The following is a 22,201-nucleotide window of genomic DNA, read 5'->3' as shown; positions in this document are numbered from 1 at the left end:
CTAGCCACCCTGTACTGTCTTTAGTCGTCCGTCATCTAACTCAACATGACGTTGACAAAGCGCTGCCAAGTTACGGTCATGTGTGACCAAAATAAGCGTTGTACCGAGCTCTTTATTTAAATCAAAAAGTAGAGTTTCAATTTCTTGTGCTGTCTGACCATCTAAGTTCCCAGTAGGTTCATCGGCAAAAATGATTTGTGGTTCGGCAATGAGAGCCCGAGCAATTGCCACACGTTGCTGCTCTCCTCCAGATAAGACTTTAGGGGTTTGCTCTGCCTGTCGGCTTAAGCCTACTCGATGCAACCAATCTAAGGCTTTTTGTTCAGCAACTTTATAATCAAAATCTTTACGCAACCGAAGTGGTAACATTACATTTTCAAGCGCACTTAACTGCGGTAAAAGTTGGAAAGACTGAAATACAAAACCAATATGCTGCATTCGAATTTGAGCGCGCTGCTCTTCTGTCAACTGATGAACCGCCTGTCCACATAACCACACTTCTCCTTCAGATGGTTGGTCTAAAGTCGCTAAAATACCCAGTAATGTTGATTTACCCGAACCAGAACGTCCTGTAATTGCTACCTGCTCCCCTTCATAAATTTCTAAATCAATATTTTTTAAAATCGTAAACTGATTTTGGTTAATCTGAATAGTTTGTGTAACTTGATGGGCAGCAATGATAGGTTGTGGCATGATGTGGACAGTCCTATATATTTAGTATTCGGGTCGAAACACAAATGTATAAATCTTATTTGTTTAGTTCTAAAAGTCTCTTGCTCATCTCATTGAGCATGTTGCCTATGTTCGTCTCGGCCAAAACTATTTTAATTTTAGGAGATAGTATTAGTGCCGGTTATGGAATAGACCCTAAACAAGGTTGGGTACAGTTACTACAAAAACGTTTAGACCAACAGTATCCCAAACAACATAAAGTGGTCAATGCAAGTATGAGTGGTGAAACCACAAGTGGGGCTTTGGCAAGATTACCTAAACTTTTACAGACGTATAAACCCGAGGTTGTTGTTATTGAGTTAGGTGGGAATGATGGTTTAAGAGGTCAACCGCCACAAATGATTCAACAAAATCTGTCTCAGCTCATCCAGTTAAGCCAAAAACAAAAAGCGCAGGTTATTCTTTTTGGTATGAAGATTCCGCCAAATTATGGGACCGCTTATAGCAAAGCTTTCGAAAACAGCTACAAGACTGTAAGTCAAAAATATCAGGTGAAATTACTACCATTTTTCCTTGATGGGGTCGCTGGTCAAAAACAGCTTATGCAAAATGACTTGATTCATCCAAATGCTCAAGCACAATCGAAACTACTTAATTTAGCTTATCCATACATAAAAGGTGCCCTATAGGCACCTTTTAATTTTAAATCTTTTTAGACTGATCAGAAGTCAAAAAAAGTAACTTCACCAGTTTCTAGTGAATATTCAGCGCCTACAACAATTAATTTACCTTGTGCAATTAAATTTTCTAGCACTGCCGACCCATGACGTAACTGATTTACCGAAGCAAAAACGTTTGAACGTACTGCATGACATGATAATTTTTTCAAATCATTTTTTAAGTCCGTCTGCATTAAAATTTCAACAGATGGACGAACACGATTCACAATTGACATTAAGTTAGACGATGGTGGTTGATCAGGGTTCATTAATGTATCAATTGTCGCTTGAATCGCGCCACAATGACTATGTCCTAATACAACTACAACTGGACAGTCATAGCGCTCTGCTGCGAACTCAACACTACCAACTTGTGAAGGTGCAACCACATTACCAGCAACGCGAATTACGAATAAGTCACCAAGACCTTGATCGAATACCATTTCTGCTGGTACACGAGAATCTGAACAGCCTAATACAATTGCAAACGGATTTTGATCCTTTGCCATTTCAGCGCGTTCATGATGCGATAAGGTTTTTGTAAGGGAAGTATTTCCATTTACAAATCGTTGATTACCAGCTTTCAGACGATCCAAAACTTCTTGCGCAGTAGGCATTGTATATTTCCATTGTTTTTTCAAGGTTGGAAATCATTTTAATGTGTCAAAATTTGAATGTCACTGACAAAAAATAAATCCTTTTTCATGAAAAAATTTAAAAATACTCAAAAGATTTTAAGATAGCTATTACTGCATATTCCCTACTGTTTAGTGAAAAAATAGACATACTTTAGTTCCTAGATTGACTATAATTTTCTTCATTCCAAACGTTTGGCAAATGACTCATTGGCAAAGTTTTTCAATAATTTTTCAAACTCGCTTAAGCTTCAAGGATGAAATCTATGACCAGGCTGTCTGCATCAATTAAAGCCTCTATGAAAAAAACTGCTACTGCACTGACATTAGCTTGTAGCTTATGGTCGGTTATGAGCATTTCTCAAGCACAGGCAATCGACAATATTGATGTAACGTATCAAACAGTCTTACAACAAGAACGTAGCTGGGCGGGCCTTCAAAGCAAAAAATTAAAAGTAGGTGATATCACTTGGTCATATAGTGAAGGTGGTTCGACCACAAAACCAACCTTATTACTTATTCATGGTTTAGGTGGCAGTCGTGACAATTGGAATCGCATGGCGCATTACTTAACTACGAATTACCACGTCATTATTCCAGACTTACCAGGTAGCGGCGAAACTATTGTTTCTCAAGACTTTGACTATTCTGTTCCGAACCTTGCTGAAAAATTACGCCGTTTTGTTGAAGCTGAAAATTTGAAAGGACCTATCCATATTGCTGGGCACTCACTTGGTGGTTCTATTGCCCTACTCTATGCTGGACAGTATCCATTTGAAACCAAAAGTCTATTTTTAGTTGATAGCGGCGGTATTTTCCGTTCTGCCAATACAATTTATCTAAAAGACCCAGCCTACTTAAAACAACTTTTAGTCTCTAAAAAAGGTGACTTTAATTATTTATTAAAACAAACCATGTTTAATCCTCCGTTTATTCCTAAAGAGTTCTTACAAGCTCAAGAAAAACTGATGATTAATCAGGCGCCACAAACTCAAAAATTGGTCGACCAACTCATTGCACTCAATAAAGTCTATACTCCAGACTCATTTGCAGTACTCACCAAAACCATTGATGCACCCACACTCATTTTATGGGGCAAACAAGATAAGATTATTAATGTCGAAGTGGCGAGTGAACTAAAACGACTTTTGAAAAACGCACAGCCTCCAGTTATTTTAGAAAACGTAGGCCATATGCCAATATTGGAAGCTGAGCAGTTAGTTATTCAACAATATGTACCGTTTTTACTAAAAGTAGAAACAGATCAGACGTCAAAAACGACCGCACCTTAAATAAAACTTCGGACTTGTGAGACCTTATGTCTACCCAACCAATCATAGAAAAACTTATTGAAGCTCATCTAGATTTTTTAGATGAGCAATTTGCTCAGACTCAGGTGATTCAACAAGAGTTTGAACAATTTTATCATTGGTTGGGCAGTCGACAATTACAGCACCTTTGGACCTTTGACCAGATTCAGCAGCTCATTCAAAAGCAGATTTTAGATACACCTGCTTCTGATTTTTTGATTGAACAGATTGCTGAGCATATTCGCTTTGCACTCATTCATCCTGCAAATGACATGGCAACAGTTGAAGACGTTATTCCTGTTTTAACCATTGACCGCATTGCGCAGTATGTTGCAAGTAAAGAAGAGCACCGTAAAAAACTCATTAAAACAATTGTAAATAATCCAGCCTTTTCAGCCCTTTTAACGCAATTGATTCAGCAAACAATGCATGATTATTTAGATGAATCTATGTCAAAACGCGTACCAGGTGTAGGCCGTTTTATGAAAATGGGTAAATCGGTATTAGAAACAGTCACCGATTCTAATCTCGACGATACCATTAACCATTATTTGCAAAAGAATATTTTAAAACTCAGTCAAATGAGTGAGCGTGTTTTAAACCAACATTTTGACAATGATAAGCTCTACCATTTTCAGGCAAATGTTTGGCACAAAGTTAAAACGATGCCTCTTTCTGTTTTGAAAAATTATGTAGAAGTTCAAGATTTAACAAAAACAGTGGGCTTAGGACATGAGATTTGGGACCACATTCGTCAAACTGATTACCTGAAACAACAAGTACATGATGGTATTTACACTTGGTACGTCCGTAATCAGGAACGTAACTTTGACTTATTACTACGTGACCTTAATATTGATGAAAGCCTAGTACAACACGAACTCACTCAGTTACTTGTACCAGTATTACAGCAATTAGTGACAACAGGACATTTAAGACGCCGTGCTCGCGTGTATCTAGAGAAATTTTATTATTCTGAAAAAACATTAGATATTCTAAACAACAAAGGCGATTAAAGCGCCTTTGTTGTTTAACTATTTAAAATTTATAAATAATCCCTAAATTATAACGGCGTCCGTCTAAAACATAATTGTAGGTTGCTACATCAATATCTTTATCAAATAAGTTATAGATACCTGCTGCAACTTGGATTTTATCAGTCGGTTTATAGTTCATACCAATATCAACCAACCCATAAGCAGGTTTTCCTTCAGCCATTGAAGTTCGGCTTAAATATTCAGAAGTTTTACTACGGAAATTCAAGCGGCTCCACATACCCACCAAGTCATTCATTTGCCAATCTAAAGTAGTATTAAACATGTGTTCCGGCATTTCATTTAAAGGTTGACCTTTAAACTCCCCACTCTTTTGCTCTGTATCAGTATAGGTATAATTAGCATTCAACTTTAAGTCAGGTGAAATGAGCCAACCAAACGTCGCTTCAATGCCTCTCATACTAGCTTTATCAACATTTGTTCGTTGACTGACAAAATCAAATTTTGTACCTAACCAATCACAATTATAAGTACCTGCATCTCCTGAACAGGTTCTAACTTCTGTAATTTTATCCTTAAATTCGCTATTAAAAAGCGTTAGGCCAGCATTCAAGTTATCTAAATTATCCCAAGAAAATGACAGCTCATAGTTGGTACTTTTTTCTGGTTTTAGATTTGGATTACCAACAATTACCCCTGCCGAACGTCCTCCTCCCGTAGCTTGTCCCCATTCCGCTACTGTCGCTCTTAGCGCAGGTGTTTTATAGCCTGTTGATACACCGCCTTTAATGATCCAGTTATCATTTAAAGTCCACACACCGTAAACTTTAGGAGTGAAATGATCTCCAAATTTTTCGTCCTGATCCATACGCAGTGACATTGTTAAAGTAAAAGGATCAATAATATTCCATGCATCTTCTGCAAATAATGCCCAGCTATAACGATCTAAATTAGAAACAGGTTGTGACCCGCCCAATTTTAACTGGTTTCCTAAATCATCTAATTCTTCTTTTAAATAACTGCCCCCAACGCTCAGTGCATGATTTGCGAGTGTAATCTGGTTAAGCGTATTAAAAGTAGTATTTACCGCTTCCATGTTTCTCGAAGGATTCTTGTTTTCTTCGCGTTGAATATAAGAATGGGTTTTCACAGGACCAATGTCACCACGATGGGTCAAACTATATTCGGTACGATAATAATCCGTTATTGAATCCACTGGTGGATTACGTCCAGTTTGAACAGGTGAAACTGATTTTCCAACTGTAGCATTACGATTTTGAATAGAACGCTGATATTCAAGTTCAATGGTATGTTGGTCATTCGGAGTCAGACTTAAAGTAGCCCCACCAGCACGGATTTTTTGTTTGCTATAACCACCAATAATTTCATCTTCATCTCTTTGTGAAAATGTGCCGTTGGCTTTTAACCCAAGTAAATTCTTAATTAATGGCCCTGAAACATATGTATTGGCTTGGTAAAGATTGCCAGATTTGTTGTTTTCTTGAATGGTTGTATCTAACTTAACCGAGCTACTCCAAACATCTGCAACTTTTTTAGTAATAATATTAATTACACCACCCATCGCATCTGAACCGTAGAGTCCAGACATTGGGCCACGAATAACTTCAATACGTTCGATACTTTCGATTCCCGGTAACCAACCTTGTTCAATACCTGAATTATCACTATTTGGTCGTACAGAACGTGTGTTTACTTTCTTACCATCGACCATAATAACGGTATAGGCACTTCCCATTCCACGAATACTGATATCAGATGAACTTCCGCCCCCTGTAACCACGACACCAGGCACATCTTTAAGTGCATCAGTGACATCACGATATGCTTTTTTATTAATTTCATCTTGAGTTAAAACAGAAATAGAAGCGGCTGCTTTTTTTATATTTTGTTCAAAACCACTTGCTGTCACGACTATTTTTTCTAATTGTGCAACCTCACTATCTTTTTTATTTTTTCTGGAAGAATCAACTAAAATATTTTCACTTTCAGCGGCATAAGCCGCAGGAAACATTCCTGTTAGTACCGAAATTGATAGTACAGATTGGAAAATACGCTTAGTCATATCCTGCTCCAACAGATTAAATTATGAATAAATATTAAGTTTTACTTAAACAAATGTAACAAATTTAAATAATAAAATAAATAATATTGATAATTATTTTCAATTGATAAAAATAAAAAAACCTCAGGAAGAGGCTTTTTTATTTCACTTTTCAAATAATCTTATTATTTGAAGTAAGCGCCTTCTGCTTGCGTATGGTCTGTTTGGTCAACCACACGTTGAAGCTCAGGAATGTTTTCTTTCAAGGTTGTTTCTACGCCTTGTTTTAAAGTCACATCAATTGCAGAACAACCTTGGCAACCACCACCGAATTTCAATACAGCAGTTAAACCATGTTCTGGGTCATCTTGCACTTCTACTAAGCTACAATTACCGCCATGCCCTGCAAGACCTGGGTTAATTTCTGCTTGAAGAATGTAAGTAATACGTTCTTCAATTGAAGCATCTGGTCCTACGCGTGGCACTTTAGAGTTTGGTGCACGGAAGGTTAACTGACCACCAAAACGGTCTTTGTTGTAATCAATTACAGCGTCTAAAAGATATGGAATAGACGGTGCATCAATGTATGCAGGAAAATCAGGATAGTCCTGTTTATAATCCGTTGGTACCACTTCTTCTGGTGCGCTATATGCCATACAGCACTCTGCACGTGGTGTACCCGGATGTTCAACAAAAATTCGAACGCCAATTCCCGGAGTATTTTGCTTCGCCAATAATTCGTGCAAATACTCTTGTGCAGATGGTGTAATCAAAAGGTTCGGAATTTCTTCTGCAACAGCAGTGTTGGTGTTCTCAGTCGACATAACAATATTCCTCAAGCTGATGCCTTTATATTAACCGAAGATGAGGGGGATTTAAAAAAAATCAACTAAATTTGTCGGATTTATACACAACAGGGTTTCAAGTTGTATTTTTAATGGCATTATTGACCTTAGTATTGATCATTTTTTAAATATTTCTTATGTTGCATTTGCCGTTTAACCATACCATTACCCTTATTATTATTACGGTCATCGTCTCTTTACTTGCTTTTAGCAATCAAAACGTTATGAACCGCCTGATCTTCTGGCCGCCTGCAATGCAACGTGGACAATTTGATCGTTTCATCACCCATGGTTTTATTCATGCCGATGGAACACATTTACTTTTCAACATGATTACCCTGTTCTTCTTTGGCAGCATCATTGAAAGTTTTTATCGCCAATATTTCTACGACATGGGTTTTGTGTTGTTCTATTTGGGCGGGTTAATTTTTGCGATTTTACCAAGCTATTTACAACATAAAAATGATGCAAATTGGGCAAGTCTTGGAGCTTCAGGAGCTGTATCTGCTGTTCTGTTTGCCTATATCCTGTTTCAGCCATGGAAGCTGATTTTTGTATTTTTTATTCCAGTACCAGCCATTATTTTTGCGGTTTTATATGTAGCTTATAGTATTTGGGCTGGTAAACGTGGCAATACTCATATTAACCATAGTGCCCATTTATGGGGTGCAGCTTATGGTGTAGTAGTAACGATTTTGATTGAACCAAGAGTGATTCCGCATTTCTTAGATCAACTTACCCGCTTACCGTTTTAAACTTAATGTTTTTGAAAAGCCCGATATGGGCTTTTCTTTTTTTCTCATTTATTTATCAGCATAAATTCTCAGATATTTTTCTGATTTTCTTCGATCAATTCCTTGTTTTGATAGCAAAAACCATCTGATTAAACTCAAGCACAATTCTTTTAATAATTCAGATGATACAATGAAGTACAAAGCTCTTTTATCTAGTCTTTCCATTGCTTTATTTAGCTTATCTTTAGCTGGCTGTAACGATAATAACTCACAAGAAACTGCAGCAAGTACACCAAAGCAGCCCAATATTTTATTCATTATGGCTGATGACTTAGGCTATTCAGATTTAGGAGCCTTTGGTGGTGAAATTCATACACCTAATATTGATAGTTTGGCACAAGAAGGCCGACTTTTAACGGACTATCATACTGCACCCACTTGCTCCCCTACTCGCTCGCAACTCATTTCAGGGACTGACCATCATCTAGCAGGTATAGGTGCTATGGCAGAGCTTACCCCTGACCGTTTAAAAGGACAGCCGGGTTATGAAGGCTATTTAAATGAACGCTCCTTATCAATTGCTCAGGTACTCAAAGACAACGGCTATCGGACTTATATAAGTGGTAAGTGGCATTTAGGGTTAACACCTGAAACCAATGCACATGCCAAAGGTTTTGATCATTCATTTACTTTATTACAAGGTCTAGATCATCACTTTAAACAAGCTCCAAGTGCCTTTAAACGCAACTCGACGTATACCGAAGATGGACAAATTATTCCTGTTTCAGCGTTACCTGATGACTTCTTCTCGACAAACTATTTTACCGACAAATTGCTGAGCTACTTAGAATCAGGCAAAAATAGCGGCAAGCCATTCTTTGCCTATGCTGCCTATACCGCACCTCACTGGCCTATACAGGCTCCTGCTGAATACCGTGACAAATATCGTGGCGTTTATGATGTTGGCTACGATGTCATTCGCAAAGCACGTATAGCTCGCCAAAAACAGCTTGGAATTATTCCGACAAACTTTGAAGCAGCAGAACCAATTGCAACACAAAATGCACCACAGAAATATGGAAAATGGAATGAGTTAACGGCTGAACAGAAAGCACTTGAAGCACGTAAAATGGAAATCTACGCAGGTATGGTAGAAAATCTTGATGCCAACGTGGGCCGAATTATCCAATATCTAAAACAAAATAATCTTTATGAAAATACTTTAATTTTCTTTGTTTCTGACAATGGCACAGAAGGTTTTATTCGTGGTGGATATGGTAGTGAATCCGGTTTTGATAACTCTGTAGCAAACGTAGGTACGCCTACTTCATACCACTATATTGGACCACGTTGGGCCGAGGTCAGTGCGGCACCTTTCCACTTATGGAAAGATACGGCTGGCGAAGGTGCAACGACTGCCCCTGCTATTGTGAAATTACCAAATCAGAAAAAAGCAGAAGCAACCAATCATAGCTTTGCATCGGTACTCGACGTTTTTCCAACCTTATTAGATTATGCCCATATTCAAGTCCCTCAAGGCCAATATAAAGGTCGAACTATTAATACACCGAGCGGTTATTCTTGGAAATCTGTACTTGAAAATAAATCACAAACCATCCGTCCAGCAAATTTCAGCTTTGCCGATGAACTCCATGGCAGTAAATATGCCAAACAAGGCGAATGGAAAATTGCGCTTCAAGGTCGCCCTGAATTAGGCACGAGTACTTGGGAACTCTATAACATTGCCACTGATCGTGGTGAAAATCACAATGTTGCGCAGCTTTACCCAGCAAAAGTACAAGAGTTGCTCTCGGTTTATCAAAAATACACTGAACAAAATGGCGTACAGGAATATAACGCCAAATGAAATTGAAACTGGTTCTAAGCACTACAATCAGCTTGTTATTCATCACAGGCTGTAGTAAGTCTGAACATAGCTCTGACACAAAAACAGTTTTACCAAAGCAAGCCACCCCATCGGCTGCTTTGGGTTCTATTGAACAATGTAAAAGCTATACAGGCCTTCCTGCAGGTTGGCTTAAAAATACAACGGCTGGAATGGTGTTCATTCCAGATGGACATTTTAATTTTGGTTCTGAAAAAGCTTATCCTGATGAGCTTAATTTTGGGAAAAAACAGCGGGAAGTCAAAGGATTCTGGATTGATCAGACTGAAGTTACGGTCGCTCAATTTGCAAGTTTCATAAAAGCAACTGGTTATATTACCGATGCTGAAAAACAAAAACAGGCGGCTGTTTTTTCACCAGACCCTCATCACCCACAGCAATGGTGGCAACTCAAATCTGGATATACCTGGAGAATGCCAAATGGCCAAAATGGCGCACTTCCCAACCCTCATGAACCTGTACGCTACGTGACAAAAAATGATGCTGAGTATTATGCAGTTTGGCTAGGACGCGATTTACCCACAGAACTTGAATGGGAGTACGCCGCTAAAGCAAACTCACAGACCGACACGCCTTTACACCAAGCACCTACTGATGAACATCAGCATCCCCAAGCAAATTACTGGCAAGGTGTATTTCCTTTTGAAAATTTGAATCAAGACCATTTTACTGGTATTGCTCCTGTTGGCTGTTTTAAACCTAATGGCTTTAAACTATTCGATATGATTGGAAATGTTTGGGAATGGACATCCTCTCCCTACCAAGGCGCGCATGATCAACATATGGGTAATTATTCTGATTTAAGACAAAAAGAAATGAGCAGTACCCAATATGTCATTAAAGGAGGCTCATTTTTGTGTGCTGAGAATTACTGTTCACGTTATCGCAACAGTAGCCGTTACCCTCAAGATTTTGATTTAGCAGCTACCCACGTCGGTTTTCGAACAATTTTACGTACATCTTAACAAGTTAAAACTATTTTGTAGTATTGATATTTCTTAACCAAAAGTAGATCGAAAAACGATCTAATAATTTCTATAGTAAATACTGAATGGGAGAATGATAAAAAGTGAGAACAATATGAAAACATTTCTAGTTTGTGCAGCTGCAATTTTCACATTATCACTATCGGCTTGTGCAGTTTACACCCCAGCTGGCAGTGTGGTGGTCGATCCAGATTCACCACATTACGGACATCCAGGAGACTTCTGCCCACCAGGACAAGCTAAGAAAGGCCGTTGCTAAAGATTTAGATAGACTGTAAGCAAATTAATTTTTCTTTATGGAAAAATAACTTATATGGAGGGTTTCACCCAAAATTAGATGGGGCGAAACTAGAAAATTATGGTGCAAAAAAATCACCATATCCCCAAGATTTTTAAAAGACAATCTTACGTTGTCTTCCATCTAGTTTCACCCCAATTCTTTCTTATTCCGTTTGACTTGTCTTATCGTTTAATAAAAAAGTCTAGTTTTTACTCATCATCGTATCTTTTTATTGATACATTTTGAACATTTTATCTTCAGCTTAAATCTGATGATTTCGCTCTATACAAAATAATCATTTATGTAACGTAAGTCTATAAAAATGTTCTAAAAATGTGAAAAAAATTGAGGTAAAAATGAGATCGAATTATCATAAAAAATCACTCAAACTACCTCTATCACAAAAATAATTTAATTTTCATTTTGTTAGTTATTGCCACTCGTTTCTTTTAATTGGCATAGATAATGTATACACCTGTATATTAATGCTACCGTACAAGTGAGATATTTTATGTCCAGCCAGAGTCCAGATGAAGGTCTACAGTTTCCGATACACGCTTCAACCAAAAAGCAAAGTACTTCTCGCACAGGTCAAGAGATTTTGTCAGAAGCTTTATCTATTGTAGATAATAAAACTGCTCAACAGATTTTGACTGAAAAAAACTGGCGGAAAAACTATCCAACATACTTTAAATCACTTGTTCAGCATGGACTCTCTAATAACAACAATCCGATTACCATTGCAAAACAGGGTTTACATAAGGCTCATCATCTCTTTGACTATTTCCGCGATGGTAAACACTATCTTTTAAAAGATGCTCTGCATATTTCCTCTTCTAGACCTTTAAATACAGTAAGGTTTAAAGGCGAAAGTGAATCTGCACCAGAATGGTATGTGCCATATAAAGGTCAAAAACTGAGCGGACAAAGCTTACTCGATCAAATTCAAAAATGGGAAAGTGCAGGCATTATTGAGCCTAGCCACGCCACAGCATTACGTGAAGCTGTTGCCCACCCTGAATGGTTTGATTTATCTGACTGCACTATGGTCCTGTTTGGTGCAGCATCAGAAGCTGGCCCCTTACCTTGGTTAGCAAAGTGGAAAGCGAATATTATTGCAGTAGATTTACCGAACCCAAGAGTTTGGGGCAAAATTTTACATACGATTCAGCAAGGAAATGCGACGCTGATTGCACCTACGATTGAATCAGTTGACTCATCAGCAAAAGCTTCAGAATTAAGAGATAAATTAGGCGCCAATTTACTAACTCAAATACCAGAAATTGCACAGTGGTTAGTTCAATTTCCACAAAAGTTAGATTTGGCTGCTATTGCTTATTTAGATGGGGAAAAGCATGTCCGTGTCTCAATGGCAATGGACAGCATTATGCAATATGTGAGTGAACATAAACCTGATACAAGTTTAATGTTTATGTGCACCCCAACCGACGTCTACGCAGTACCCAAAGAAGTTGCAGATGCTGCTCAAGAGAAATTTAAATCTCGTTCACAACTACAAAAAATGGCTGCAAAAGGGGTTTCTGCACTTTCGCTCAAACGTTTTTTCCAAGCGCCATATCAAGATTTGATTACTAGCGAAAATGGTAAAACTTATGGTATTGCAGACTGTTTAGTGGTTGAACAAGGGCCAAACTATGCTTTGGCAAAACGTATTCAACAATGGCGTGCAACACTTGCCCGTCATCAAGGCCAACGTGTAAGTATTAATATTGCCCCTTCTACTACAACTCACTCGGTGACTAAAAATCCGCTACTTAAAGCTGCTTTTAATGGTGCCGAACTGTTTGATGTAGAAGCATTTAACCCAGAAACCACCAATGCCATTATGGCGGCGCTATGGATTCATGATTTAAGAAATGAATCTTCTGTGGCGAACCCTGAAACCGTACTCGATCACCCTCTTGAGTTGATGATGGAAGGTGCCAACCACGGTGGACTATGGCGTGTGGCTTATTTAGCCCGTACTGCCCTTCCTTTTGCTGCTATTTACGGTTTTGCAACCGAAAAACTTCCATTTAGAAAATCTTCTAAAAAATAATGAAATTAAAAGCCCAATTTTAAAATTGGGCTTTTTTAGCTTCAGTTATTTGTTTTGACTATGAGTTAAATATTTTTGCATTTCATCTGGTGGCACCATACCACCACCAGTCGCCCAGACCACATGTGTTGCCTGCTTTAACTTCTCTGCTGACAATTGATGTAAAGCTAAATAATCAGGAGTAGTTTGCACATAATATGGCCCCATCATGCCTGCTGCAGCTGAGGGTTCAACTTGAATATTTTCAGTTTGATTTAAAAGCGCAATGAGCTCATATAAACACTCATCATGAATCGTGTAGTAACCATCAATTAACTGCTCCATAGCACGCCCGACAAAACCAGAAGCACGGCCAACAGCCAATCCATCTGCCGCAGTGATGTTATCTAAACCAATGTCATTTACGGAAATCTGATCATGCAGACCTGTATAAATACCTAGCAACATACATGGAGAATGAGTCGGTTCTGCAAATATACAATGTACATGCTCACCAAAAGCGAGTTTTAATCCAAAACTTACGCCACCAGGGCCACCACCTACGCCACAAGGTAAATAAACAAATAATGGGTGTTCTGCATCGACTTTAATCTGTTTTTGCTCACACTGTTGTTTTAAGCGTATTCCTGCTACTGCATAACCTAAGAATAATATTGTTGAATTTTCATCATCAATAAAAAAGCAATTTGGATCTTGTTCTGCGGCTTTTCGTCCCTGCTCTACAGCAACGCCATAATCACTGGCGTATTCCACGACATTGACCCCTAGTGAACGTAGTTTATCTTTCTTCCATTGTCTTGCATCAGCAGACATATGTACGGACACTCTAAAACCGAGTTTCGCACTCATAATACCAATAGATAAACCAAGATTACCTGTAGAGCCTACCGCTATTTGATATTTAGAAAAAAATGTTCGAAATGCATCTTGGTCAAGTTTACTGTAATCATCTTCTAACGTGAGAAGCCCAGCCTTAATTGCTAATTTTTCAGCATGAGCCAAAACTTCATAAATACCACCACGTGCCTTGATTGAACCTGAAATAGGTAAATGACTATCTTTTTTGAGCCAAAGCTTTCCCGTAAGCTCCTGTTGTTTTGTTACAGATAGGGCTTGTTGCATATCTGCAATTTCTACTAATTCTGATTCAATTTTTCCATGTTGTGCTTGAGTTTCCGGAAATACTTTTGCCAAGTAAGGTGCAAAACGTTCTAGTCGAGCCTCGGCATCTTTTACATCTTGCTCGGTCAGTCCTACTTTCGCGAGAGCATCGTTTAAAGGATAACGGTTTGGATTGAACCAGAATGTTTCTTGATAATCTTGTAATGTTTGAATGAGTGGAAATTGTTGTTTTAGCTGATCGAGTTGAACCGTTTTCATCCTATATCCTTTCATAAATTTTTTGAGCCAATCACTTAGCACTAAGTGTTCGCAATAATCATTAACTCTTTACTGAATTTACCTGAAAAAAGCGATCTTTTTTTAAATATGCCAATAAAAAAGCCACTAATCATAGTGGCTTTTTAGATTTAAACAGACAACTTAAATGAACTTTAAGAACAACCAATATAAGCCACCTGACAAACAGATGGTCGCAGGTAAAGTAAATATCCAAGCTGATAAGATTGTTTTAACAGTATTAAAGTTTAGACCTGATTTATTTGCAACCATAGTACCTGCAACCGCACTGTTTAAAACATGTGTAGTTGAAACTGGCATACCTAAACCATCTGCTGCTGCAATTGTACTCATTGCAATAAGCTCAGCAGACATACCTTGACCATAAGTCATATGGTTCTTACCAATACGCTCACCTACAGTCACCACAATACGTTTCCAACCAACCATAGTGCCAAGACCAAGTGCCAATGCAACTGCAACTTTTACCCAGTTTGGAATGTACTGTAAGAATGAATCCAAGCTACCACGATAATCTTTCACAAGCTTTTTCTGTGAATCATCCATTTTTGGTAAAGCATCTGCTTTATCCAAACGTTTAAACGTGGTTGTGCTTAAATACATGTCATTACGAATTTCACTAATCGCAGCTTCTGGAATATCTTTTAAGTCGCGATAGCTAGAAACACGAGCACCTAAATGGTCAGTCATACTTGCCAATGCCGGTACAACTTCAGGTGTTTGTTGCTTGGTTTGAATATATTTAGTTAAAACTTCACGCGCTTTTTCATCAGTCAATTCTTGCTGATTATGGTTTAACAAAACAGCAGTTTGAGAAGAAAGCTGGTGGAATGATTGAACCTGTTGTGTATCGAGGTTTTTATTGATTGAATAAGCTAATGGTACTAAACCAACCAAAATGAGCATGATGAGTCCCATACCTTTTTGGCCGTCATTTGAACCGTGTGCAAAACTTACACCTGTACAGGTAAAGATTAAAATTGCACGAATGATTGCTGGTGGTGGCTTATTACCTTCAGGTGGCTGAAATAATTCTAATTGGCGTTTAAAAATAGTTTTAACCAACAAGAATAAGATTGCTGCAAAAGCAAAACCAATTAAAGGTGAAAATAATAATGCCTTACCTACTTTAATCACCTGATCCATATCTACACCACTAGTCGTTACGCCAGTCGATGCACTCAATAGATGGTTCATAATACCCACGCCCAAGATTGAACCAATCAAAGTGTGAGAACTAGAAGCTGGGATTCCTAAGAACCAAGTACCCAAGTTCCAAAGAATTGCAGCGATTAACAATGCAAAAACCATTGCAAAGCCAGCACCGCTCCCCATATTCATAATAAGTTCAACAGGAAGCAATGCAATAATGCCATAAGCAACAGCACCACTTGCGACCATTACCCCAAGGAAATTACAAAAACCAGCCCACATGACTGCAACTGGTGCAGGCAATGCATTTGTATAAATGACCGTTGCAACTGCATTCGCAGTGTCGTGGAAACCATTTACAAATTCAAAGCCCAATGCAATGAAAAGCGCAGTAGATAAAAGAATAACCGAATAAAGGCTCAAAGGTGGAACATGCGCTAAATCAGCACTAACCTGAAACCCAATATAAATAAGTGTTGCAACAATAATCGTCAGAAACACCGGCATAAAAAATTTCGGTGTTGGGACGTGTACATTCGTCGATTTTGCTTGCAGGTTTGCCGCAAGTTTTGAATCCGAAACAGGGGGTAGATTAGAATTCATGCAGACGGTAAGAGGATAATAAAATCCTCTGTATTCTTAAATTAAATTATGACAATTATATGACAAAGAGCCGCCTGATGAAGTCAAATTTTTATATTTTGACCTCATTTGATGCACCTTTCCTCGCTCATTTTTATTTTATTATTAAAATACAATAACTTAATTCATTATTTACAAGCTCCTTTTGTGCTTATTTTTACAGCAAAAAAACAAATAAAATGACCCACATGTCTATTTTTTACACAGAACAACTGTAATATTTCGGCATATTGAGCATGAAATATTTCAATATCATGATCATTTAATGAATATTTCATGAAAATTCTTTCGTTTTTGTCATAAAACCCCCTCTCTTTTTAATTTTTCTCTCATCAACTCATGACCTTCGTAGGTCATCATTTGTGCTGCTATTCTGTTACAATAGCGCCGCATTTTTAAATTCATATAAAAGATCGGGGTTTTCTATGTCTACGCTTGCCACCCTAAAAGCGCTTCTTGCTAAACGCATTCTGATTATTGATGGTGCTATGGGAACGATGATCCAGCGCCATAAATTAGAAGAAGCCGACTACCGTGGTGAGCGTTTTGCCGATTGGGCACATGACTTAAAGGGTAATAATGACCTTTTAGTTTTGACACAACCTCAAATCATTCAAGGCATTCATGAAGCTTATCTTGATGCTGGTGCAGATATTATTGAAACCAACAGCTTTAACGGCACACGTGTTTCAATGTCTGACTACCACATGGAAGATCTTGTTCCAGAGATTAACCGTGAAGCAGCTCGTTTAGCCAAAGCAGCTTGTGAAAAGTACTCGACTCCAGACAAACCACGTTTTGTGGCAGGTGTACTTGGGCCAACATCGCGTACTTGTTCAATTTCACCGAATGTAAATGACCCTGCTTTTCGTAACATTACCTTTGATGAGTTAAAAGAAAACTACATTGAAGCGACTCATGCACTGATTGAAGGCGGTGTTGATATCATTTTGATTGAAACCGTATTTGATACATTAAACTGTAAAGCAGCAATTTTTGCGGTTAAAGAAGTCTTCAAACAAATTGGTCGTGAGTTACCAATTATGATTTCAGGGACCATTACCGATGCATCAGGTCGTACCTTAACAGGCCAAACTGCCGAAGCTTTCTGGAACTCTGTACGTCATGGTGACTTACTTTCAATTGGTTTCAACTGTGCTCTTGGTGCAGATGCCATGCGTCCTCACGTAAAGACCATTTCTGATGTGGCAGATACTTTTGTTTCAGCGCATCCAAATGCAGGCTTACCAAACGCATTTGGTGGATATGACGAAACACCTGAGCAAACTGCAGCTTTCTTAAAAGAGTTTGCTGAAAGCGGTTTAATTAATATTACGGGTGGTTGCTGTGGTACGACACCAGACCATATTCGAGCTATTGCCAATGTGGTAAAAGACATTGCGCCTCGCCAAGTACCTGAAACGGTACCTGCTTGCCGTTTAAGTGGTTTAGAACCATTTAATATTCATGATGACTCACTTTTCGTAAACGTCGGTGAACGTACTAACGTTACTGGTTCTAAGAAATTCTTACGCCTCATTCGTGAAGAAAACTTTGCCGAAGCTTTAGAAGTTGCACAGCAACAAGTTGAAGCTGGCGCGCAAATTATCGACATTAACATGGACGAAGGGATGCTCGATTCGCAAAATGCGATGGTGCATTTCTTAAACCTTGTAGCATCTGAACCTGATATTTCACGTGTGCCAATCATGATTGACTCATCAAAATGGGAAATCATTGAAGCTGGCTTAAAATGCGTACAAGGTAAACCCGTTGTTAACTCGATTTCTTTAAAAGAAGGTTATGACGAGTTTGTCGAGAAAGCCCGCCTTTGCCGTCAATATGGTGCCGCAATTATTGTGATGGCCTTTGATGAAGCTGGACAGGCTGATACTGCTGAACGTAAACGCGAGATCTGTAAGCGCTCATACGACATTTTAGTGAATGAAGTGGGCTTCCCTGCTGAAGATATTATTTTTGACCCTAACGTGTTCGCAGTGGCAACAGGTATTGAAGAACACAACAACTACGCGGTCGATTTTATTGAGGCAACAGGTTGGATTAAACAGAACTTACCACATGCCATGATTTCTGGTGGTGTATCGAACGTTTCATTCTCATTCCGTGGTAATGAACCCGTTCGTGAAGCGATTCACTCTGTGTTCTTGTACCATGCCATTAAGCAAGGCATGACCATGGGTATTGTGAATGCTGGTCAAATGGCAATTTATGATGATATTCCAGCCGAGCTAAAAGAAGCAGTTGAAGATGTCATCTTAAACCAAAACCAAGGTGAATCTGGTCAAGCTGCGACTGAGAAACTACTTGAAGTAGCAGAAAAATACCGCGGACAAGGCGGCGCTGCCAAAGAAGCCGAAAACCTTGAATGGCGTAATGAGTCAGTTGAAAAACGTCTTGAATATGCATTGGTTAAAGGTATTACCACTTATATTGACCAAGACACCGAAGAAGCTCGCTTAAAATCTAAACGTCCTTTAGATGTGATTGAAGGACCGCTGATGGATGGTATGAACGTGGTTGGTGACTTGTTCGGTTCAGGCAAAATGTTCTTACCACAGGTTGTAAAATCTGCCCGTGTTATGAAACAAGCTGTAGCATGGCTCAACCCGTATATTGAAGCTGAAAAGGCTGAAGGACAATCTAAAGGTAAAGTCCTAATGGCAACGGTTAAGGGTGACGTACACGATATTGGTAAAAATATTGTAGGCGTGGTACTTGGCTGTAATGGTTATGACATTGTGGACCTTGGGGTGATGGTACCTTGCGAGAAAATCTTGCAAACTGCAATTGATGAAAAATGTGACATCATTGGCTTGTCTGGTCTGATCACTCCATCTTTAGATGAAATGGTATTTGTTGCGAAAGAAATGCAACGCAAAGGCTTTAACATTCCTTTATTGATTGGTGGCGCGACGACTTCTAAAGCACACACAGCAGTAAAAATTGACCCTCAGTACCAAAATGATGCCGTGATTTATGTTGCCGATGCTTCACGTGCGGTAGGTGTTGCAACCACTCTCTTATCGAAAGAAATGCGTGGAAACTTTATTGCAGAGCACCGTGCTGAATATGCCAAGATTCGTGAGCGCTTAGCCAACAAACAGCCAAAAGCTGCAAAATTGACCTATGCTGAGTCAGTTGAAAACGGTTTTAAAATTGACGAAAGCTATGTACCACCAAAACCAAATCTTTTAGGAACACAAGTCCTCACCAACTACCCGCTTGCGACACTCGTAGATTATTTTGACTGGACACCATTCTTCATTTCTTGGAGCTTGGCAGGTAAATTCCCGAAAATTTTAGAAGATGAAGTGGTGGGTGAAGCGGCAACTGACCTTTACAACCAAGCACAAGCGATGTTGAAAGATATTATCGATAACAACCGTTTTGATGCTCGTGCCGTATTTGGTATGTTCCCTGCTCAGCGCACTGACGCCGACACAGTGAGTGTATTTGATGAAGCTGGTCAAAATGTTACGCATACTTTTGAGCACTTACGTCAGCAATCTGACAAAGTGACAGGCAAACCGAACTTGTCTTTAGCTGATTACATTCGTACTGACCGCGAGCAACAAGACTACTTAGGCGGATTCACTGTATCAATTTTTGGTGCAGAAGAATTGGCGAATGAATACAAAGCAAAAGGTGATGACTACTCTGCAATTTTAGTTCAGTCACTAGCTGACCGTTTTGCAGAGGCCTTTGCAGAACACTTACATGAACGCATTCGTAAAGAGTTCTGGGGCTATAAAGCTGATGAACAGCTTAGCAATGAAGAACTGATCAAAGAGAAATATGTCGGTATTCGCCCTGCACCGGGCTACCCTGCTTGCCCTGAGCACTCTGAAAAGGCAGTGTTATTTGATTGGTTAGGCTCTACCGATAAAATTGGTACTAAACTGACTGAACACTTTGCAATGATGCCGCCATCTTCGGTAAGTGGTTTCTATTATTCACACCCTCAAAGTGAATACTTCAACGTAGGTAAAATCTCTCAAGACCAACTTGAAGATTATGCAAAACGTAAAGGTTGGACACTTGATGAGGCGAAGCGTTGGTTAGGGCCTAATTTAGATGATTCGATTGTATAATTTATGAATTTAAATAAAGCTAAACTTAATTCACATGAGCAAATTGAGGGTGCAGGTTTGTACCCTTACTATGCCGGTTTTTCTAAAAATTTTGTTAAATCTATTCTAGAAAATATAGATTCACAAAATTCTGTTGTTTTAGACCCTTGGGCTGGAACTGGAATCACAAATATAATTGCAAATACATTAAATTTGCAGTCATTTGGAATAGATATTAATCCAGTTATGACTATTATAAGTAGAGCATCTTTGGTTACTTATGAAAATCTAACAAATATCAATGATAATTTTTTGTATTCAATTGATTTTGATAAAAGTATTGATGAAGAGGAACCTCTTAAGCAATGGTTTCATGAAGATACATGTAAAATATTTAGAAATTTACAAAGAGAAATAACTTTAGCATATGATAAATTTTTACACCCAGAAAATTATTACTCTGAAGAAACATGTTTTTACTTAACAGTTTTATTCCTTTTAACAAAAAAAATAGTTAAAGAAAATTTTTCTTCATCTAATCCAACATGGATTAAAATTGCAAAATCTGAAGAGGAAAAAATTAATATTGATAAAAACGATATTCTCAAGGAATATAGCGAATTGCTTAAAAAATATATTATAAAGCAAAAAGTTAATTGCAATTTAATTTCTAATGTTAACACTAATTTTTATATAGGTTCATCGACATCTCTTCCATTAACTAATCAATCTATTGACTTTGTATTAACATCACCTCCTTACTGCACAAGAATAGATTATGCAGTTTCAATGAAGCCTGAGCTAGCAATTTTAAATTACCGTCTAAATTATGAATTTAAGGACTTGAGAAGAAGTATCATTGGAACAACAACCGTTGATAAACAAATAACTGCACCTAATATCATATGGGGTACTAGTTGCAATAATTTCATTAATTTAATCAAAAATCACGAATCGAGAGCATCCAATACATACTATTATAAAAATCATATTCAATACTTCTCTAACATGTTTAATTCTTTGGAAGAAATATATAGGGTATTAAAATATAATGGAACTTTTATATTAGTTGTACAAAACTCTTACTACAAAGAGATTTTTAATGATATCGCAACTCATTTAAGTGAAATGTCTATTAATATTGGCTTTGATCTTATTAAACGTGAAGATTTTCCAATCCAATCTTTATCTAATATTAACAAAAACTCTTCAAAATATGTTTCTAAAAAACAAAATTTTGAGAGTGTAATTATCTTAAAAAAATAGTAGGTTATATATGAAAATTAATCCAAGTCAACTAGTGACAATAATTGAAGAAAAAGTTTCCAAGATACATACAACGCATCTGGATGTTTCTTTTAATGAAATTCTTGATATGTATCAAAGTAATGAGTTAAATATTTCACCTGACTTCCAAAGATTATTTCGATGGTCAAATGGCAAACAATCACGTTTTATTGAATCGCTTATTTTAGAAATGCCTGTACCACCTATTTATGTTATTGAGCTTGATGATGGTAAATATGAACTAATTGACGGTTTACAAAGAATTTCCTCATATTTACATTTAAGAGGAGAACTAGTAGGTGCAACACATAATAATATTGAAGATAAAGATAAATTAAAATTATCTGATTGTGATGTTATCGAAGAATTAAATGGATTTACGTTTGATGAATTACCTACTTCTTATC

17 protein-coding genes are annotated in these 22,201 nt (G+C 37.9%); 11 read left to right on the top strand and 6 right to left on the bottom strand.

The annotated features are described in order from the left end of the window. Nucleotides 1-693: an ABC transporter ATP-binding protein gene (locus ACH8JV_RS15695; protein WP_396462648.1), complete on the bottom strand. Its 693-nt coding sequence runs from the start codon at nucleotides 691-693 to the stop codon at nucleotides 1-3. 44 nt (nucleotides 694-737) lie between these two features. Between ACH8JV_RS15695 and ACH8JV_RS15690 the strand changes: the two genes are divergently transcribed. Further along, nucleotides 738-1,361 carry an arylesterase gene (locus ACH8JV_RS15690; protein ID WP_396522302.1) on the top strand — a complete coding sequence of 208 codons (624 nt, stop codon included), beginning with the start codon at nucleotides 738-740 and terminating at the stop codon, nucleotides 1,359-1,361. Nucleotides 1,362-1,393: 32 nt separating this feature from the next. On the opposite strand, the gene ACH8JV_RS15685 is transcribed toward ACH8JV_RS15690, so the two are convergent. Continuing rightward, nucleotides 1,394-2,008 carry a carbonic anhydrase gene (locus tag ACH8JV_RS15685; protein ID WP_396479604.1) on the bottom strand — a complete coding sequence of 205 codons (615 nt, stop codon included), beginning with the start codon at nucleotides 2,006-2,008 and terminating at the stop codon, nucleotides 1,394-1,396. 284 nt (nucleotides 2,009-2,292) lie between these two features. On the opposite strand from ACH8JV_RS15685, the gene ACH8JV_RS15680 reads away from it, so the two are divergent. Continuing rightward, complete coding sequence (locus tag ACH8JV_RS15680) at nucleotides 2,293-3,318, top strand: alpha/beta fold hydrolase (RefSeq protein WP_396522300.1); 1,026 nt, start codon at nucleotides 2,293-2,295, stop codon at nucleotides 3,316-3,318. A gap of 26 nt (nucleotides 3,319-3,344) precedes the next feature. Further along, nucleotides 3,345-4,352: a hypothetical protein gene (locus tag ACH8JV_RS15675; RefSeq protein WP_396522298.1), complete on the top strand. Its 1,008-nt coding sequence runs from the start codon at nucleotides 3,345-3,347 to the stop codon at nucleotides 4,350-4,352. Nucleotides 4,353-4,374: 22 nt separating this feature from the next. Here ACH8JV_RS15675 and ACH8JV_RS15670 read toward each other — a convergent pair whose 3' ends face one another. Next, nucleotides 4,375-6,414 (bottom strand): ligand-gated channel protein, encoded by a 2,040-nt coding sequence (locus ACH8JV_RS15670; RefSeq protein ID WP_396522296.1) that lies wholly within the window; start codon nucleotides 6,412-6,414, stop codon nucleotides 4,375-4,377. Between the two features lie 164 nt (nucleotides 6,415-6,578). Next, nucleotides 6,579-7,217, bottom strand: a complete 639-nt coding sequence (gene nfuA / locus ACH8JV_RS15665) for a Fe-S biogenesis protein NfuA (protein WP_004703125.1) — start codon at nucleotides 7,215-7,217, stop codon at nucleotides 6,579-6,581. 158 nt (nucleotides 7,218-7,375) lie between these two features. Here nfuA and ACH8JV_RS15660 point away from each other — a divergent pair, with 158 nt between their 5' ends. The 5 genes from ACH8JV_RS15660 (at nucleotide 7,376) to ACH8JV_RS15640 (ending at nucleotide 13,203) form a co-directional block, all read left to right on the top strand. Beyond that, nucleotides 7,376-7,993, top strand: a complete 618-nt coding sequence (locus ACH8JV_RS15660) for a rhomboid family intramembrane serine protease (RefSeq protein ID WP_272416443.1) — start codon at nucleotides 7,376-7,378, stop codon at nucleotides 7,991-7,993. Nucleotides 7,994-8,162: 169 nt separating this feature from the next. Next, nucleotides 8,163-9,839: an arylsulfatase gene (locus tag ACH8JV_RS15655; RefSeq protein ID WP_396522294.1), complete on the top strand. Its 1,677-nt coding sequence runs from the start codon at nucleotides 8,163-8,165 to the stop codon at nucleotides 9,837-9,839. After that, nucleotides 9,836-10,843: a formylglycine-generating enzyme family protein gene (locus ACH8JV_RS15650; RefSeq protein WP_396522292.1), complete on the top strand. Its 1,008-nt coding sequence runs from the start codon at nucleotides 9,836-9,838 to the stop codon at nucleotides 10,841-10,843. Before ACH8JV_RS15655 ends, ACH8JV_RS15650 begins: the two co-directional genes overlap by 4 nt. Nucleotides 10,844-10,958: 115 nt before the next feature. After that, on the top strand, nucleotides 10,959-11,123 hold the full coding sequence (locus tag ACH8JV_RS15645) for a hypothetical protein (protein ID WP_019456973.1): 165 nt from the start codon (nucleotides 10,959-10,961) through the stop codon (nucleotides 11,121-11,123). 532 nt (nucleotides 11,124-11,655) lie between these two features. Then, nucleotides 11,656-13,203, top strand: a complete 1,548-nt coding sequence (locus tag ACH8JV_RS15640; RefSeq protein WP_396522290.1) for a hypothetical protein — start codon at nucleotides 11,656-11,658, stop codon at nucleotides 13,201-13,203. A gap of 45 nt (nucleotides 13,204-13,248) precedes the next feature. Here ACH8JV_RS15640 and ACH8JV_RS15635 read toward each other — a convergent pair whose 3' ends face one another. Together ACH8JV_RS15635 and ACH8JV_RS15630 are read right to left on the bottom strand one after the other, a co-directional pair. Continuing rightward, complete coding sequence (locus tag ACH8JV_RS15635; RefSeq protein WP_396522288.1) at nucleotides 13,249-14,583, bottom strand: D-serine ammonia-lyase; 1,335 nt, start codon at nucleotides 14,581-14,583, stop codon at nucleotides 13,249-13,251. A 162-nt stretch (nucleotides 14,584-14,745) separates the two neighbouring features. Next, nucleotides 14,746-16,377 carry an inorganic phosphate transporter gene (locus ACH8JV_RS15630; RefSeq protein WP_004703132.1) on the bottom strand — a complete coding sequence of 544 codons (1,632 nt, stop codon included), beginning with the start codon at nucleotides 16,375-16,377 and terminating at the stop codon, nucleotides 14,746-14,748. A 464-nt stretch (nucleotides 16,378-16,841) separates the two neighbouring features. Here ACH8JV_RS15630 and metH point away from each other — a divergent pair, with 464 nt between their 5' ends. The 3 genes from metH to ACH8JV_RS15615 all read left to right on the top strand — a co-directional run. After that, the gene (gene metH, locus ACH8JV_RS15625) at nucleotides 16,842-20,528 is read left to right on the top strand and encodes a methionine synthase (protein ID WP_396522286.1); all 3,687 of its coding nucleotides are present in this window, start codon (nucleotides 16,842-16,844) and stop codon (nucleotides 20,526-20,528) included. 3 nt (nucleotides 20,529-20,531) lie between these two features. Then, on the top strand, nucleotides 20,532-21,773 hold the full coding sequence (locus ACH8JV_RS15620) for a DNA methyltransferase (RefSeq protein WP_396522284.1): 1,242 nt from the start codon (nucleotides 20,532-20,534) through the stop codon (nucleotides 21,771-21,773). A gap of 10 nt (nucleotides 21,774-21,783) precedes the next feature. After that, nucleotides 21,784-22,201, top strand: a 418-nt coding sequence (locus tag ACH8JV_RS15615; RefSeq protein ID WP_396522282.1) for a DUF262 domain-containing protein, incomplete at its 3' end; no start/stop codon positions are given.

This window comes from Acinetobacter sp. ABJ_C5_2 (assembly GCF_044538485.1).
In the GTDB taxonomy this organism is placed as follows: Bacteria; Pseudomonadota; Gammaproteobacteria; order Pseudomonadales; family Moraxellaceae; genus Acinetobacter; species Acinetobacter nosocomialis_A.
Note: the sequence above shows the minus strand (reverse complement) of the source record. Positions and strands in the feature narration are given on the sequence as shown.

Bases quoted from the DNA above. Each gene is read 5' to 3' on its own strand.
- ACH8JV_RS15695 (WP_396462648.1), bottom strand. From the start codon at position 693: ATGCCACAACCTATCATTGCTGCCCATCAAGTTACACAAACTATTCAG.
- ACH8JV_RS15690 (WP_396522302.1), top strand. From the start codon at position 738: ATGTATAAATCTTATTTGTTTAGTTCTAAAAGTCTCTTGCTCATCTCA.
- ACH8JV_RS15685 (WP_396479604.1), bottom strand. From the start codon at position 2,008: ATGCCTACTGCGCAAGAAGTTTTGGATCGTCTGAAAGCTGGTAATCAA.
- ACH8JV_RS15680 (WP_396522300.1), top strand. From the start codon at position 2,293: ATGACCAGGCTGTCTGCATCAATTAAAGCCTCTATGAAAAAAACTGCT.
- ACH8JV_RS15675 (WP_396522298.1), top strand. From the start codon at position 3,345: ATGTCTACCCAACCAATCATAGAAAAACTTATTGAAGCTCATCTAGAT.
- ACH8JV_RS15670 (WP_396522296.1), bottom strand. From the start codon at position 6,414: ATGACTAAGCGTATTTTCCAATCTGTACTATCAATTTCGGTACTAACA.
- nfuA (WP_004703125.1), bottom strand. From the start codon at position 7,217: ATGTCGACTGAGAACACCAACACTGCTGTTGCAGAAGAAATTCCGAAC.
- ACH8JV_RS15660 (WP_272416443.1), top strand. From the start codon at position 7,376: ATGTTGCATTTGCCGTTTAACCATACCATTACCCTTATTATTATTACG.
- ACH8JV_RS15655 (WP_396522294.1), top strand. From the start codon at position 8,163: ATGAAGTACAAAGCTCTTTTATCTAGTCTTTCCATTGCTTTATTTAGC.
- ACH8JV_RS15650 (WP_396522292.1), top strand. From the start codon at position 9,836: ATGAAATTGAAACTGGTTCTAAGCACTACAATCAGCTTGTTATTCATC.
- ACH8JV_RS15645 (WP_019456973.1), top strand. From the start codon at position 10,959: ATGAAAACATTTCTAGTTTGTGCAGCTGCAATTTTCACATTATCACTA.
- ACH8JV_RS15640 (WP_396522290.1), top strand. From the start codon at position 11,656: ATGTCCAGCCAGAGTCCAGATGAAGGTCTACAGTTTCCGATACACGCT.
- ACH8JV_RS15635 (WP_396522288.1), bottom strand. From the start codon at position 14,583: ATGAAAACGGTTCAACTCGATCAGCTAAAACAACAATTTCCACTCATT.
- ACH8JV_RS15630 (WP_004703132.1), bottom strand. From the start codon at position 16,377: ATGAATTCTAATCTACCCCCTGTTTCGGATTCAAAACTTGCGGCAAAC.
- metH (WP_396522286.1), top strand. From the start codon at position 16,842: ATGTCTACGCTTGCCACCCTAAAAGCGCTTCTTGCTAAACGCATTCTG.
- ACH8JV_RS15620 (WP_396522284.1), top strand. From the start codon at position 20,532: ATGAATTTAAATAAAGCTAAACTTAATTCACATGAGCAAATTGAGGGT.